The 15,493-nt window shown below is 70.2% G+C and carries 14 protein-coding genes and 1 other RNA gene; 10 read left to right on the top strand and 5 right to left on the bottom strand.

What is annotated here, in order from left to right; all coding sequences use genetic code 11:
• Window positions 1-32: 32 nt before the first annotated feature.
• Both ACFWH5_RS09880 and rnpB read left to right on the top strand, forming a co-directional pair.
• Entirely contained in the window at window positions 33-1,751 is a 1,719-nt protein-coding gene (locus ACFWH5_RS09880; protein WP_378834319.1) for a bifunctional 3'-5' exonuclease/DNA polymerase, read from the top strand.
• 20 nt (window positions 1,752-1,771) lie between these two features.
• Window positions 1,772-2,131: RNase P RNA component class A (rnpB, locus tag ACFWH5_RS09875), an RNA gene on the top strand.
• Between the two features lie 62 nt (window positions 2,132-2,193).
• Here the strand turns inward: rnpB and ppgK are convergent.
• Complete coding sequence (gene ppgK, locus ACFWH5_RS09870) at window positions 2,194-2,937, bottom strand: polyphosphate--glucose phosphotransferase (protein WP_378834317.1); 744 nt, start codon at window positions 2,935-2,937, stop codon at window positions 2,194-2,196.
• A 68-nt stretch (window positions 2,938-3,005) separates the two neighbouring features.
• Here ppgK and ACFWH5_RS09865 point away from each other — a divergent pair, with 68 nt between their 5' ends.
• The 5 genes from ACFWH5_RS09865 to ACFWH5_RS09845 are packed head-to-tail and all read left to right on the top strand — an operon-like array spanning window position 3,006 to window position 8,937.
• Complete coding sequence (locus ACFWH5_RS09865; protein WP_378834316.1) at window positions 3,006-3,224, top strand: SPOR domain-containing protein; 219 nt, start codon at window positions 3,006-3,008, stop codon at window positions 3,222-3,224.
• Between the two features lie 2 nt (window positions 3,225-3,226).
• Window positions 3,227-4,564: a glutamine synthetase family protein gene (locus ACFWH5_RS09860; RefSeq protein ID WP_378834315.1), complete on the top strand. Its 1,338-nt coding sequence runs from the start codon at window positions 3,227-3,229 to the stop codon at window positions 4,562-4,564.
• A 9-nt stretch (window positions 4,565-4,573) separates the two neighbouring features.
• Window positions 4,574-7,561: a bifunctional [glutamine synthetase] adenylyltransferase/[glutamine synthetase]-adenylyl-L-tyrosine phosphorylase gene (locus tag ACFWH5_RS09855; protein ID WP_378834313.1), complete on the top strand. Its 2,988-nt coding sequence runs from the start codon at window positions 4,574-4,576 to the stop codon at window positions 7,559-7,561.
• 9 nt (window positions 7,562-7,570) lie between these two features.
• Window positions 7,571-8,500 (top strand): diacylglycerol/lipid kinase family protein, encoded by a 930-nt coding sequence (locus ACFWH5_RS09850; RefSeq protein ID WP_378834312.1) that lies wholly within the window; start codon window positions 7,571-7,573, stop codon window positions 8,498-8,500.
• Window positions 8,500-8,937 (top strand): VOC family protein, encoded by a 438-nt coding sequence (locus ACFWH5_RS09845; RefSeq protein ID WP_378834311.1) that lies wholly within the window; start codon window positions 8,500-8,502, stop codon window positions 8,935-8,937. The genes ACFWH5_RS09850 and ACFWH5_RS09845 overlap by 1 nt, the downstream gene beginning before the upstream one ends.
• A 41-nt stretch (window positions 8,938-8,978) precedes the next feature.
• Here the strand turns inward: ACFWH5_RS09845 and ACFWH5_RS09840 are convergent, their stop codons facing one another.
• Entirely contained in the window at window positions 8,979-9,272 is a 294-nt protein-coding gene (locus tag ACFWH5_RS09840) for a hypothetical protein (RefSeq protein ID WP_378834310.1), read from the bottom strand.
• 197 nt (window positions 9,273-9,469) lie between these two features.
• Complete coding sequence (gene glnA / locus ACFWH5_RS09835) at window positions 9,470-10,894, bottom strand: type I glutamate--ammonia ligase (RefSeq protein WP_378834308.1); 1,425 nt, start codon at window positions 10,892-10,894, stop codon at window positions 9,470-9,472.
• A gap of 119 nt (window positions 10,895-11,013) precedes the next feature.
• Between glnA and ACFWH5_RS09830 the strand changes: the two genes are divergently transcribed.
• Entirely contained in the window at window positions 11,014-11,442 is a 429-nt protein-coding gene (locus ACFWH5_RS09830; RefSeq protein WP_378834306.1) for an RDD family protein, read from the top strand.
• Between the two features lie 2 nt (window positions 11,443-11,444).
• On the opposite strand, the gene ACFWH5_RS09825 is transcribed toward ACFWH5_RS09830, so the two are convergent.
• Window positions 11,445-11,897 (bottom strand): ATP-dependent zinc protease, encoded by a 453-nt coding sequence (locus tag ACFWH5_RS09825; RefSeq protein ID WP_378834802.1) that lies wholly within the window; start codon window positions 11,895-11,897, stop codon window positions 11,445-11,447.
• Window positions 11,898-11,949: 52 nt separating this feature from the next.
• On the opposite strand from ACFWH5_RS09825, the gene ACFWH5_RS09820 reads away from it, so the two are divergent.
• Window positions 11,950-13,137 carry a RimK family alpha-L-glutamate ligase gene (locus ACFWH5_RS09820; protein ID WP_378834305.1) on the top strand — a complete coding sequence of 396 codons (1,188 nt, stop codon included), beginning with the start codon at window positions 11,950-11,952 and terminating at the stop codon, window positions 13,135-13,137.
• A gap of 62 nt (window positions 13,138-13,199) precedes the next feature.
• Here ACFWH5_RS09820 and ACFWH5_RS09815 read toward each other — a convergent pair whose 3' ends face one another.
• Window positions 13,200-13,910 carry a DUF4191 family protein gene (locus ACFWH5_RS09815; protein ID WP_378834304.1) on the bottom strand — a complete coding sequence of 237 codons (711 nt, stop codon included), beginning with the start codon at window positions 13,908-13,910 and terminating at the stop codon, window positions 13,200-13,202.
• 122 nt (window positions 13,911-14,032) lie between these two features.
• Between ACFWH5_RS09815 and ACFWH5_RS09810 the strand changes: the two genes are divergently transcribed.
• Entirely contained in the window at window positions 14,033-15,493 is a 1,461-nt protein-coding gene (locus ACFWH5_RS09810) for a hypothetical protein (protein ID WP_378834303.1), read from the top strand.

The raw sequence follows: 15,493 nt of genomic DNA, 5'->3' as shown, positions 1-15,493 counted from the left end.
CCGGCCTCCCCAGCGGTGATGCAGCGGGGATCGTGAGCTCGTCCTCCGCCCCGCCGGTCGCGGTCGCGGCGCGGGCCGATGACGGTGACGGCTGGATGCTCGCGGTCACCGACCCCTCCGCGGGCGGCGGCGACGTCGCGGCGGAGCGGGTGCCCGAGCAGGGCCTCGTCGACCGGGTCCGTGCGCTGGAGGAGGCCTGCGCACCGCGCTGGACGGTGCGCGCGCTGCGCAGCTTCTATCCGCCGCTGCTCGCCGCCGGGGTGCGCCTGCGGCGAGCGCACGATCTCATGCTGTGCCATGCGATCCTGCGCGACACGGACGCGCTGCACCCGGCGCTCACGCCGTCGCCGCTGTGGGTCAGGCACGACGACGTCGATGCCGGCCCGGTGCAGCCCGGCCTGTTCGACGTCGAGGCCGGCGCCGAAGCGCACGGCGACCGCTTCGGCGAGGTGCTCGCCGAATGGCGGCGCCAGACCGAGGCGCTCGGCAGGGCGGAGGACGGTCGGCTGGCGCTGCTGTGCGCGGCGGAGTCGACGGGGGCGCTGGTGGCCGAGGAGATGGCGGCAGCGGGTGTGCCCTGGAGCAGCGCGGTGCATCGCGAGATCCTGCAGGAGCAACTGGGCGCCAGGCCGCTGCGCGGCGGGCGTCCGGCGAAGATGGCCGTGCTCGCGGCGCAGATCGCCCAAGCGCTGGGAGACGAGGGCGTGAATCTCGACAGCCCGCCGCGGCTGCTGCGCGCGCTGCATCGAGCCGGCGTCTTCGTCGAGTCGACGTCACGGTGGGAACTGTCCCGTGTGGAGCATCCGGTCGTCGCGCCGCTGCTGCAGTACAAGAAGCTCTCCCGCCTGTTCACGGCGAACGGCTGGACGTGGCTGGACGAATGGGTGCACGACGACCGGTTCCGGCCGGTCTACCTCACCGGGGGCGTGGTCACCGGCCGCTGGGCGTCATCCGGCGGCGGGGCGCTGCAGATCCCGCGGCAGCTGCGTCGCGCGGTGCGCGCCGATGAGGGGTGGACGCTCGTGGCGGCCGACGTGGCCCAGCTGGAGCCGCGGGTGCTCGCTGCGATGTCGAAGGACACCGCGATGGCGGGTGCCGCACGCGGCGCCGACCTGTACGAGGGGATCGTGCGCTCGGGTGCGGTCGGATCGCGCGAAGAGGCCAAGTACGCCGTGCTCGGCGCGATGTACGGCGCGACGACGGGCAAGAGCGGCCGGCTCGTGCCGCGGCTGCGCTCGGTCTTCCCCCGTGCGATGGGTCTGGTCGACGCCGCCGCCCGCACCGGCGAACAGGGCGGCGTGGTGAGCACCCTGCTCGGTCGCAGCTCGCCTCGCCCCGACGTGCACTGGCTCAGGACGCAGTCCCAGGCGAGCGGACCGGATGCCGCCGGCGCCGACGAATCCCACGCGCGCAGCAGCGCACGGGACCGGGGACGCTTCACCCGCAACTTCGTCGTGCAGGGCACGGCGGCGGAATGGGCGCTGCTGTGGCTGGCCGAGATCAGGCACCGGCTGATGGCGCTGCCGGCCGCCTCCGTTCCGGCACCCGCCTCGGGACCGGTCTTCGCCGGAAGGGCGCATCTCGCGTTCTTCCTGCATGACGAGGTGATCGTGCACTGTCCCGCCGATCAGGCCGACGCCGCGGCCGAGGTGATCCTCGCCGCCGCCGACGCCGCCACCGCTCGGCTGTTCCCCGGATTCGCGGTCGATGTGCCGCTCGACCTGCGCATCGGGCAGGATGCGGGCAAGTGACCGTAGAATCGGAGGGCGAGCGGGTCGGCCGGACGGTCGCGTGGCGGGCAACCGCACCGAGGAACGTCCGGGCTCCGCAGGGCAGGGCGGTGGGTAACACCCACCCGGAGCGATCCGCGAGACAGTGCCACAGAGAGAAGACCGCCGGGCTCCGGCCCGGTAAGGGTGAAAGGGTGGTGTAAGAGACCACCGGGGGTCGTGGTGACACGATCCGCCAGGTAAACCTCGCCCGGAGCAAGACCAGACAGAGGATGATGACGCGGCCCGCCGAGTCCTCGGGTAGGTCGCTGGAGCGGCGCGGCAACGCGTCGCCGAGAGAGATGGCCGTCGAAGGAGCGTGAGCTCCGGAACAGAACCCGGCGTACAGGCCGGCCCGCTCGCCTCGAACGCAGAAGGACCCGGCCACCGTGCCGGGTCCTTCTGCGTTCGAGGGGCGTGGGGATCAGTCCGCGGCCAGCGAGGCGGCGCCGATGATGCCAGAGGCGTTGCGGTGCACGGCGGCGACGATCGGGGTGCTCAGCTCGAGCAGCGGCAGGAACTTCTCGGGGTGCTTGGAGACGCCGCCGCCCACGACGAACAGGTCGGGGCTGAAGAGGAACTCGACGTGGCTGTAGAACTCCTGCAGGCGTGCCGACCAGGCCTCCCAGGAGAGGCTCTCCCGCTCCATGGCGGAGTACGCCGTCCACCGCTCGATCGACTCGCCGTCGCGGTGCAGGTGGCCGAGCTCGGTGTTCGGCACGAGCACGCCGTCGTAGAGGAAGGCCGAGCCGATCCCGGTGCCGAGGGTGGTCATGATGGTCAGACCCATCGCGTCGCGGGCGGCGCCGTGACGGGCCTCGGCGACGCCGGCGGCATCCGCGTCGTTGACGAAGCTGATATGGCGACCGAGGCCGTCCTCGAAGAACTTCTCGGCCTCGAAGCCGATCCAGTCCTTGGCGATGTTCGCGGCCGACAGGGTGCGGCCGCGCTTCACGATGGCCGGGAAGGCGACACCCAGCGGCAGCGTCGAGTCCGCGACGCCCAGCGTCTGCAGCACCTCGCGCACCGTGTCGAGCACATCCGCGGGGCGGGCGCCCGACGGAGTGTTCACGCGCACGCGGTCGGAGTCGAGCGTTCCGTGCGCGAGGTTGACGATTCCTGCCTTGATACCGGTTCCGCCGATGTCGACGCCGATTGCCTGTGCCATGCGGAATAGCCTAGCGACGTCCACGCGCACGATTAGGATCGTGACGAGACCCCGACGAAGGAGCTGGCATGTCCGACGGCGACGAGAAGTACTGGTACAACCTCAGCACCGGCGAGGTCGAGTTCGGCATGCTGTCGGCTGCGGTCGATCGCGTGGGTCCGTTCGACTCGGCAGAGGCGGCGGCGCAGGCACCGGCGACGCTGCGCGAACGCTCGCGGGCCTGGGCCGAGGAGGAGGCGGCGGAGGACGCCTGGGGCTCGGGTCGCCCCGCCGAGAACGAGGAGTGAGCGTGGACAAGCAGCGGGACTTCGTGCTGCGAACCATCGAGGAGCGCGGCGTGAAGTTCGTCCGCCTGTGGTTCACCGACGTCATCGGCACCCTGAAATCCGTCGCGATCGCCCCCGCCGAGGTGGAGGGCGCCTTCGCCGAGGGCATCGGCTTCGACGGCTCGGCGATCGAGGGCCTCACCCGCTCCTTCGAATCCGATCTGCTGGCGCAGCCGGACCCGTCGACCTTCCAGATCCTGCCGTGGCGTGGCGACGTCGATCCGACCGCGCGCATGTTCTGCGACCTGACCACCCCCGACGGGCGTCCCGCCGTCTCGGACCCGCGCCATGTGCTGCGCCGTGCGCTGGCGAAGGCCGCGGATGCGGGGTTCACGTTCTACACGCACCCCGAGATCGAGTTCTATCTGCTGAAGTCCTCGCAGTTCGGACCGGAGGGCCCGGTGCCGGTCGACAATGCCGGATACTTCGATAACGTGCCCGGCGGCACGGCGCACGACTTCCGGCGCAGTTCGGTGCGGATGCTCGAGGACCTGGGCATCTCGGTGGAGTACAGCCACCACGAGGCGGGACCGGGGCAGAACGAGATCGATCTGCGGTACGCGGACGCCCTCAGCACCGCCGACAACATCATGACCTTCCGCACCGTGGTCAAGGAGGTGGCGATCGAGGAGGGCGTCTATGCGACCTTCATGCCCAAGCCGCTCAGCGACCACCCCGGCAGTGGCATGCACACGCACATGTCGCTGTTCGAAGGCGACACCAACGCGTTCTACGAGCCGGGCGCCGAGTATCAGCTGTCGCTCACCGGGCGTCGCTTCATCGCCGGTCTGCTCCGTCATGCCAACGAGATCGCCGCCGTCACCAACCAGTTCGTGAACTCGTACAAGCGGGTGTGGAGCGGGGGAGAGGCGCCGAGCTTCATCACCTGGGGGCACAACAACCGCTCCGCGCTGGTGCGCGTGCCGATGTACAAGCCGAACAAGGGCCAGTCCACACGGGTGGAGTACCGCGCGCTGGACTCCGCGGCGAACCCGTACCTGGCGTATGCGCTGATGCTCGCCGCAGGGCTGAAGGGCATCGAGGAGGAGTACGACCTGCCGCCGGAGGCGGAGGACAACGTGTGGTCGCTCAGCGACGCGGAGCGCCGCGCGCTGGGCTACGCCTCGCTGCCGGCGAGTCTCGACCACGCACTCGAGCTGATGGAGGAGTCGGAGCTGGTCGCCGAGACCCTCGGCGAGCAGGTCTTCAACTACGTGCTGCTGAACAAGCGCAAGGAATGGGAGGCCTACCGCGGTCAGGTCACCCCGTTCGAGCTCGACAGCAACCTGGGTCTGCTCTGATCGGCCGTCATGGCGCGTCCTGATGCGTCCGTGTCGCTGTCGGCACTGGCCCGGCTCGGCTTCGTCGACCTGTCGGCGGCGTCGGCGGCGCTCACCGAGCTCTCCGAGCTGACCGGACTCGATCGCGCCGAGCTCGTCGAGGGGCTGACGGCGGCCGACCCCGACGCGGCCGTCACCGGCATGGTCCGCATCGCACGCCGCGACCGCGCCCGAGTCGCCGAGGTGCTGCGCGTTCCCGCGGTGCGGGCGTGCGGCTGGCGCCTGCTCGGCGTCTCCGGAGGGTTGGCCGCGTTCTTCGAGCGGCATCCGGAACAGCTCGACGCGGACGCCCTCACCCGCACCGAGCTGCCCGGCGAGCACGAGCTGTACGAGCGGATGCTGGCCGCGGTGAACGCCGAGGACGGTTTCGGCGACATCGGGGACGACGCACGCGTCGCGTTGCGCGTGGCGTACCGGCGCTGCCTGGCGGAGATCACGGCCGCGGATCTGGCCGCAGGCACTCCCGCCGACGCGGTCGCCGCCGTGTCGGCCTCCCTCGCGGATGCGGCCGGCGCGGCGCTGGAAGGCGCACTCGCCATCGCCCGCTCGGAGGTGGCCGCGAGCACCGCGACGCGCACCGAGGTGGCGGCCACGCGCCTCGCCATCATCGGGATGGGAAAGGCCGGGGCGCGTGAGCTGAACTACGTCAGCGATGTCGACGTGATCTTCGTGGCAGGCACCGCCGACGAGGATGCTGTCACGGAGGCGCGTGCGGTCGACATCGCCACCCGACTCGCCCGCGAGACCATGCGCGCGCTGTCCGGCATCGAGGCGGAGCCCGCGCTGTGGGAGGTCGACGCGGCGTTGCGCCCGGAGGGGAAGCAGGGGGCTCTCGTGCGCTCGCTGAGCTCGCACGTGGCGTACTACGACCGCTGGGCGAAGAGCTGGGAGTTCCAGGCGCTGCTCAAAGCCAGGGAGATCGCCGGCGACCGCGCGCTCGGGGCCGAGTACATCGACGCCGTGCAGCCCAAGGTGTGGTCGAGCGCCGCGCGAGAGGACTTCGTCGGCAGCGTGCAGCGCATGCGCGAGCGCGTGACCGAGCACATCCCGGCCGAGCAGCTGGCGTATCAGCTGAAGCTCGGTCCCGGCGGGCTGCGCGACATCGAGTTCACCGTGCAGCTGCTCCAGCTCGTGCACGGGCTCACCGACTCATCGCTGCGCACCCGCGGCACACTGGAGTCGCTCGACGCGCTGGCCGAGGGCGGGTACATCGGCAGGCTCGAGGCAGCCACGTTCGCCGACCAGTACCGCGTGCTGCGGCTGCTCGAGCACCGGCTGCAGCTGCGCGACCTGCACCGCACGCACCTGCTGCCCCGTGACGACGAGGGTCTGCGCATCATCGCGCGGGCCACCGGGCTCGCCGACAGCGCCGCCGGGCTGCGCGCCGTATGGGACGGTGTGCGGCGCGACGTGCGCGACCTGCACACCCGGCTGTTCTACCGCCCGCTGCTGGAGGCGGTGGCATCGCTGCCTGCCGATGAGCGGGAACTGGCCGGCGGCCTCTCCGCGCAGCAGGCATCCGATCGCCTGGCCGCGATCGGATTCCGCGACGCCGCGGGCGCCCTGCGGCACATCGCCGCGCTCACGTCGGGGCTGAGCCGCAAGGCGACGATCCAGCGGCACCTGATGCCCGTCATGCTGCGATGGTTCGCCGAAGGGACGGATCCCGATTACGGGCTGATCGCGTTCCGGCGCATCAGTGAGCGCCTCGGCGACACCCACTGGTTCCTGCGGATGCTGCGCGACTCGTCGGGCGCCGCCGAACGACTCACCCGGGTGCTGTCGAGCTCGCGCTACGTCGGCGAGCTGATGGAGTGGATCCCCGAGTCCGTCGCCTGGCTGGACAGCCCGGACGCGCTGCGACCACGCGGTGGCGCCGCGCTCGACGAGGAGGCCAGGGCGATCCAGACCCGGCACACCACCATCAAGGACGCCCTGCGCGCGGTGCGCGCCCTGCGCCGGCGCGAGCTGCTGCGCACCGCCATGGGGGCCGTGCTCGATCACATCGGCGTCGACGAGATGGCCAGGGCGCTCACCGAGATCACGGAGGCGGCCATCCAGGCGGCGCTGCGCGCGGTGCGCCGCGAGGTGGTGCCGCCCGAGGACGACGCCCTCGACTTCTCGATCATCGCCATGGGTCGTTTCGGCGGCGCGGAGCTCGGTTTCGGATCGGATGCCGACGTGCTGTACGTGTACGACCCGAACGGCGTCGACCCGCAGCGCGCGCAGCAGCATGCCGCGAAGATCGTCGCCGGGTTGCGCGAGCACCTCACCGACCACCGGGTGCCGCTCGAGCTCGACGCCGATCTTCGTCCTGAGGGCCGCAACGGCGCGATCGTGCGCACGATCGACGCGTACACGCAGTACTACCGCCGCTGGTCGCTCTCCTGGGAGGCCCAGGCGCTGCTGCGCGCGCGAGGCATCGCCGGCAGCGCCAAGCTGATCGCGACGTTCACCGAGCTGGCCGACAGCATCCGATATCCCGAGCGGATCTCTCCGCAGGACGTGCGCGAGATCAAGCGCATCAAGGCACGTGTCGAGGGGGAGCGGCTGCCGCAGGGAGCCGACCCGCGCCGGCACGTCAAGCTGGGCCCCGGCACGCTCAGCGATGTGGAGTGGATGGTGCAGGTGCTGCAGCTGCAGCATGCGCACCGCGTTCCCGATCTGCGCACCACGTCGACGCTGCAGGCCCTGGATGCGGCAGTGCTCGCCGATCTCATCCCCGGGCCGGCGGCCGAACGGCTGCGCGAGGCATGGATCCTCGCGAGCCGGCTGCGCTCGGCGATGACGCTGCTGACCGGTCAGACCAAGGACGTGCTGCCCACCGATGTGCGTGATCTGGACGGCGTCGGCAGACTGCTGGGATACCCTGACCGCGCGGCGACCGCGCTGGACGAGGAGTACCTGCGGGTGACGCGACGCGCACGGCGCGTCTTCGAGAAGCAGTTCTACGGCTAGGGGGAGCGCATGTCCGAGCGCATCGGCATCATCTGGAATCCGGTGAAGGTGGGCGAGGAGGAGCTGCGTGACGCGGTCGATCTCGTGTTCGGCTCCGCGGCTGACGTGAGCTGGTGGGAGACGACCGAGCACGATCCCGGAGTGGTCATGGCCGCGGAGGCGGTGCAGTCGGGCTGCGAGGTGGTCATCGCGGTCGGCGGAGACGGGACGGTGCGCACGGTCGCCGAGGCCGTGGCCGGCACGGATGCCGCACTGGGCATCGTGCCCTGCGGCACGGGCAACCTGCTTGCCCGCAACCTGGCCGTCCCGCTCGCCGACATCCCCGCCGCGCTGCAGCGCATCCGCGACGGCGAGGAGCGGCCGCTGGATCTGGGGTGGGTCTGCCTGGGAGATGATCCGGATGCCGACGAGCAGGCGTTCACCGTGATGATCGGCTTCGGGATCGACGCGCAGATGCTCGCCGAGACCGACGACGAGCTGAAGGCGAAGGCGGGCTGGCTGGCCTACGTGCAGGCGCTCGGGCGGGCGGCGGCGGCCACCGAGCTGGTGGATGCCGAGATCGCCCTCGACGATGAGGACGCCGAGTCGGTGCGCGTGCACACCATGCTGATCGGCAACTGCGGCACGATCCAGGGCGGCATCATGCTTCTGCCGGACGCGGTGCCCGATGACGGCAGACTCGATGTGCTGCTGGTGAGCGCGGAAGGCGTCGCCGGCTGGCTGGACACGGCTCGATCGCTGCTGTGGGACAACGGGCTGCGGCGGGTGCTCGGCGGGGCGGACGGCGCCGTGAGCACCGAGTCGGCCAGACACGCCTCGGCCGAGCGGATCCGCGTGACGCTGCATGAACCGCAGGCGTTCGAGATCGACGGCGAGGAGGCGGGCGAGGTCTCGTCGTTCACCGTTCGCGTGCAGCCCGGCGCCGTGAGGGTGCGCTGATGCCCATCAAGCTGGAGAACGTCGGCATCGCGGTGCGGAGCCTCGACGAGGCGGTCTCGTTCTTCACCGACCTCGGTCTCACGGTGATCGGGCGCGACACGGTCAGCGGCGAGTGGACCGACACGGCGGTGGGCCTCGACGGCAACCACGCCAGGATCGCGATGCTGCAGACCCCGGACGGGCACGGGCAGCTCGAGCTGTTCGAATACATCCATCCCGACGCGATCGAGACCGAGCCCACCCTCCCCAACGAGATCGGCATGCACCGCGTCGCGTTCTCGGTCGACGACATCGACGCCGCGCTCGAGATCGCGGCTCGTCACGGCTGCCACCCGCTGCGCGGCGTCGCGAACTACCAGGGCGTGTACAAGCTCACGTACCTGCGCGGGCCCAGCGGGATCCTGGTGATGCTCGCGGAGGATCTGAACCGGGGCTGAACCCGGCGGCCGGCGGCATCGCATCCGTCGGTGCAGCCTCTCTACAGCATCGGGACCTCCATGTCGTACAGGCCACCCCAGGGCGCTTCCTCGTCGCCGGTGTCGCGCGGATCGAACTGCACCCGCGCCGACGAGATCCTGATGCGCGTGTGCTCGGTGACGAGCACACGGACGCGGCGGTTGCCCACCACCACGAACTCCACGAACTGCGCGGGTCCGTTGGACGCCGCGGCGAGTCTCTGCATCAACGCCTCGAGGTCCTGATCCTGGGCCAGCATGGCGCTGACGCCGTCGATCAGGATCTCGACCCTCTCCATCGTCTGCATCGCATCCATGCCGACACGATAATGCTCGCGATCGCGGCATCTGCCCGGGTTGCGCCGATCGCGCCCATGTGCAAAATGAGACGCGCGAGCGGGGGCGGTGCGCCGGGATCGTTCACGACGCGAGAAGAGCCCGCCGCAGTGGGCGGGCTCTTCGCGATGTCTGGCGTACTCTCCGCGGGTCAGGCCGGCATCCCCGCGGCATCTCGTCAGACGCCGTAGTAGAGCTCGTACTCGTACGGGTGGGGACGCTGCGACATCGGCAGGATCTCCTTCTCGTACTTGTACGCGATCCAGGTCTCGATGAGCTCCTCGGTGAACACGCCCCCCTCGAGCAGGAAGTCGTGGTCGTTGCGGAGCGCCTCGAGCGAGTCGAGCAGCGAGTTCGGCACCTGCGGGATGTTCTTCGCCTCCTCGGGGGGAAGCTCGTACAGGTCCTTGTCGATCGGCTCCATCGGCTCGATGCGGTTCTTGATGCCGTCGAGGCCCGCCATCAGCTGCACGGCGAACGCCAGGTACGGGTTGCCCGAGGCATCCGGCACACGGAACTCGATGCGCTTGGCCTTCGGGTTCGAGCCGGTCAGCGGGATGCGGACGGCGGCCGAGCGGTTTCCTGCCGAGTAGGCCAGGTTGACCGGCGCTTCGAAGTGCTTGACCAGCCGGTGGTAGCTGTTCAGCGTCGGGTTGGTGAAGGCGAGCACGGCATCCGCGTGCTTGAGCAGGCCGCCGATGTACCAGCGCGCGGTGTCGCTGAGCTGCGCGTAGCCGGTCTCGTCGAAGAACAGCGGCGTGCCGTCGAGCCACAGCGACTGGTGCGTGTGCATGCCGGAGCCGTTGTCGCCGAAGAGCGGCTTCGGCATGAACGTGGCGGTCTTGCCCCACTCCTCGGCGGTGTTCTTGACGATGTACTTGAACTTCAGCACGTCGTCCGCCGCGCGCACCATCGTGTCGAAGCGGTAGTTGATCTCGGCCTGACCTGCGGTGCCCACCTCGTGGTGCGACCGCTCGACGACCAGACCCGCGTCGGCCAGCTTCAGGCAGATGTCGTCGCGGAGATCGGCCTGCTTGTCGACCGGCGCGACGGGGAAGTAGCCGCCCTTGAACGGCGTCTTGTTGCCCAGGTTGCCGCCCTCCTCCTTACGGCCGGAGTTCCAGGCCGCCTCGTCGGAGTCGACCGCGTAGAAGCTCTTGCCGGCGCTGACCTCGTAGCGCACGTCGTCGAAGATGTAGAACTCGGCCTCGGGGGCGAAGAAGGCGGTGTCGGCGATGCCGGTCGAGGCGAGGTACTTCTCGGCCTTCTTGGCGACCTGGCGCGGGTCCTTCGAGTAGATGTCGCCCGTGCGCGGGTTGTAGATGTCGAACACCATGATCAGCGTCTTCTCGGCGCGGAACGGGTCGAGGTAGGCGGTGGTGACGTCGGGGATCAGCTGCAGGTCGGATTCGTGGATGCTGGCGAATCCGCGGATCGAGGAGCCGTCGAACAGCTGCCCGTCCCGGAAGAAGTCCTCGTCGACGGATGCGGCCGGGATGTTGAAGTGCTGCTGGACACCGGGGAGATCCGTGAACCGGATGTCGAGGAACTTGACGTCCTCGTCCTTGATGTAGCTCAGTACCTCGGAGGGATCTGTGAACATGTACGACTCCTGATCGGGTTTCGGTCCGAATGCAACCTTACGCAGGTTATGGCGGCGGCGTTTCCCGGCGGTGTCCGTCGTGTTTCGGGCATGTTACGCGGCGCCGGTAGGGTTGGAGGGTGACGGATGCCGCCCAGAACCACCCCGGTGAACGCCTCGGACTTCCCGAGACGGGGCCGCGCAGCATCGCCCGTATCGGCCGGCGGATCGGCGCTCTGGTCATCGACTACGTCGCGGCGACGGTGATCGCGATCGGCTTCCTCGGCTACGACCAGTTCGCGCTGCCCGCTGAGGCGGGCTGGCGGCAGTTCGCTCCGATGATGGTGTTCGCGGCGCTGCAGATCCTGTTCATCCCGACGGCCGGCGGCAGCCCTGGACACCTCATCCTCGGCATGCGGGTGGTGCGCATGGGCGGCGGCTGGGTCGGGCTGTGGCGGCCGATCGTGCGCACGCTGCTGCTGGTCGTCGTGATCCCCGCGGTGATCTGGGATGCGGATCAGCGCGGCCTGCACGACAAGGCGGCCGGCACCGTGCTCATCCGGGTCTGACGTCAGACCCTGCCGCGATTGCGTCGCCTGGCCTCGCGCGGCGCCCGCTCACCGAGGAACGACCGGGCCGGATCGACCGTGAACCCGCGGCGCAGCGCCTCACGCCCGATCAGCATCCGGAAACCCATCTCGTCGCGGTTGCTCAGCGTGACCTCCGCGACCACCTCACGGTCGACGAGGCGCACCCGCAGCTTGACGACGATGCGCTCCTGCGCGTGCCCCGACGAACTGCGCACCGCGCGCCGGTCGTGCACGGGACGCTCCACGACCGCCGCGTCGTCCTGGCTGTCCTGCCAGGGCTTCACCTTGAACCGCACCCAGTCCTGACCGTCGCGATCGAACTCGCGGACGTCGAACGCGTGCAGTGACGAGGTGCGCGCCCCGGTGTCGATCTTCGCCTTGATCCACTCCACGCCCAGGTCGGGCAGGCCCACCCACTCCCGCCACCCCGTCATCGTGTTTGAATGAGAAGACCGACTCACCCCTACATCCTGGCAGGAAACATCTGTGAAGATCGCCGTCCTCTCGCGGGCACCGCAGTCATACTCCACGCAGCGCCTCAGGGCGGCCGCGCAGCAGCGCGGTCACAACGTGAAGGTGCTCAACACGCTGCGCTTCGCGATCGACCTCACCGCTGACGCGCCGGATCTGTTCTACCGCGGCAAGCAGCTCAGCGAGTACGACGCGATCCTTCCGCGCATCGGCAACTCGATCACCTACTTCGGCACGGCCGTCGTGCGCCAGTTCGAGCAGATGGACGTGTACACCCCGAACACCGCGAACGGCATCTCCAGCGCCAGGGACAAGCTGCGGGCGAACCAGATACTTTCGCGGCACAACATCGCCATGCCGGCGACCGCGTTCGTGCGCAATCGCGCCGACGTCCGTCCCGCGATCGAACGCGTGGGCGGGGCACCGGTCGTCATCAAGCTGCTGGAGGGGACCCAGGGCATCGGGGTCATCCTCGCCCCGCAGGTGAAGGTCGCCGAGGCGATCATCGAGACACTGCACTCCACCAAGCAGAACGTGCTGATCCAGAAGTTCATCGCCGAGAGCCGGGGCCGCGACATCCGCGCCCTCGTCGTCGGCGACCGGGTCGTCGCCGCGATGCGCCGCGTGGCCGACGGTGACGAGTTCCGTTCCAATGTGCACCGGGGCGGACGGGTCGAACCGGTCACCCTCGATCCCGTGTACGAGCAGACCGCCGTCCGCTCCGCCCAGATCATGGGGCTGCGGGTGGCCGGCGTCGACATGCTCGAAGGCGATGAGGGACCGCTCGTCATGGAGGTCAACTCGTCACCTGGCCTGCAGGGCATCGAGGCGGCGACGAACCTGGACGTGGCCGGCGCGATCATCGACTACATCGCGAATCAGGTCGCCTTTCCCGACATCGACATCCGTCAGCGCCTCAGCGTGTCGACCGGCTACGGCGTCGCCGAGCTGATGATGCACTCCGGCGCCGAGCAGGTCGGAAAGCAGCTGGGCGACCTGGGGCTGTGGGATCGCGACATCACCGTTCTCACGCTGCACCGCGGTGTGAGCGTCATCCCGAACCCTCGCAAGCACGTGGTGCTCGAGGCGGAGGACCGGCTGCTGTGCTTCGGCAAGCTGGAGGAGATGCGCTCGATGATCCCGGAGAAGCGCCGCCGGCGCGCCAAGGTGCGCCGGCTGCCGAAGGAGCCGCTGGGCGAGTGAACGACGATGGCCTCTCACCGGATCGGTGAGAGGCCATCGCGCACGTGCGAGGCGGTGGGTGCTCAGCGGGGACGCTGGGCGCGCACCTTCGTGGGGTCGATGCCCTTGGGGATCGGCAGCGACGACAGCGACTGCGACACGGACTCGATGCGGCGGATCACAGCCGCCATGGTCGCCTTGTCGATCGCCTTCGGAAGCTTCTTGATGGTCTTCGCGAGATCGGCGATGGTGACCTCGTCCTCGCCGTGCCCGACGTAGAGCACCGTGACGGGGACGCCGTGCGCGACCCGCTGCGCCTTGACGCGCTCCTCGTTGACCAGTCGGGTCAGCCGGCCGCGGGTGCCCTCACCCACGACGACGATGCCGCCGCGACCCACGGCGCGGTACACGGCCTCCTGCGTCTTCGGGTTGATGCCGACGGGGGTGTCCGAAGCCTGCCAGCTGCGGCCGAGGCTGGTGCTCAACACGTGACCGCTGGCGCCGGGCATGCCGTCGATCTTCGCGTACATCGCCTTCGTCGACAGGCGCGTCATGAGGAACATGGCACCGAGGACGCCGATCATGACACCGGTGATGCCCCACAGCACGAGCGACAGGACGTTCGGGCCGCCGATCAGCAGACCGAGGATGAGCCCGACGAGCACGCCCGCGACGAGGATCGCGATCTGGGCCCACGGCAGCCAGCCGTAGACCTCGCGAGTGAACCGGAACAGCGAGCGGATCTGAGAGAAGAAGCCCGGACGCTTCTCGGGTTCGGGAGCACGTTTTGCCATGACCACCAGCCTACCGAGTCCGGGCAGCGCGTTCGCTCTGCACATCCGCTGGGGGCCCGTGTTCTTTTCACAATCCGGGCCTGCGGACCGCGTGGGCGGCCCGCATCGGCTGTCATGAAGGCATGGATCACACGCAGGAGCTGGTTCCCGCCGCGCACCGGGCGCTGCGCCGGGTGGGCACGACGGATTCCGCCTTCGCCGGGGAGCTGGTGACGGACGGCGACCGCGTGCGCGTGCGGGTCGATGCGGAGGCCGCGATCGAGGCGCTGTGGGTGTTCGCGGATGCAGAGCACGTCGCCGGCGTGCGGGATGTGCTGCGCAGGGTCGACGGACAGGATGCGCTGCTGCCGTGGTGCAGCGACCGGGTCGACTCGTTCCTCGGCCGCAGAGCGGCCGCCGAGCGGCCGCTCGCACCGGGCGAGATCGTCACCCTGATCGGAAGCCTGCTGCGCGGGATCGGCGAGGTCGCCGATGCGGCGGTGCACGGCCGGTGGTGGTTGACCGATGACCTTCGTCCGCTGTTCGTTCCCGGCGAAGGCACGACGTGCCTCGCCGCGAGCATCGGGATCGTCGAGCGCGTGCGCGCCACCTGTGCGGATCGGGCGATGGAGCGGCTGCTGGCCGAGATCGCGCAGACGCCGGAGGACAGCCGTGCGGTGATCCGGCATCTGGAGCGGTGGGAGCGAGAGCTGACCGAGCTCGCCGCGCCGAGGGCTCTGCGTCGCGAGGATCTGGCTCCGGCACGGGTGAGCACCATCCCGGTGCATCGGGCGCTGCTTCCGGTCGCCGCACAGCAGGCCGGTGCGCAGCGCGGAACGCGTCGCCGCGGCGGGGATGCGCGCCGCGAGGACCAGCCGCGCCGGGGTGCGCTGCGTGCGGCACGCGAGGCCCGTGAGCCGCAGATCGGTGGTCTCGCGAGGCTGGTCGCCGCAGCCAGCGCGGTTCTTCTCCGCGTCCGTGAGACGGTCCGCGCCGGCATGCCGCGTGTCGCCGCCGTCCGACGACCGGGCGGCGGTGCCGGCCGCGGGCGGATGCTGTTCGTCGGAGCCGGCGTCGCCGCTGTCGTCCTCGCCGGCGGGCTGCTGTGGCCGGGGGACGGGGACGATGCGTCCTCAGCACAGGAGCGCCCGTCACCGACGGCAGCCGCGCAGCGCCCGGTGGGTGAGGCGTCGCCGGGCGCGGCCGCGTCGACCGCGCACCCCGCAGAGGGCGAGAAGCCGGCCGAGGCTCCGGATCCCGCGACCGGGCCGGCGAGCCCGCCGTCGACGGGCGGATCGCCGGTGACGGCGGAAGGGGCGGTCGCGGGGCTGCTGGCGGCGATCGGGACGTGTGCGGAGGAGGGTGAGGGGACCTGTGCGGCGGCCGTCGTGGACGGTGCGGGCGAGGCGGTGCTCGCGAGGATCGGCGACGATGTGCGTGACCGTGCGCCCTCGCTCGTCGAAGACTACGGTGACGTCGCGGTGATCCGACTCTCCGCGGGACACACGCACGGCGAGCAAATGCTCGTGCTGGTGCGGCAGAAGGACCGATGGCTGGTCCGCGACGTGTATGACGTCGCCGACCAGCCATCGGGCGAGGGGTGA

The sequence above is a fragment of the Microbacterium sp. NPDC058345 genome (assembly GCF_042723855.1).
GTDB lineage: Bacteria > Actinomycetota > Actinomycetes > Actinomycetales > Microbacteriaceae > Microbacterium.
This window is presented reverse-complemented; position numbering and strand designations above follow the sequence as displayed.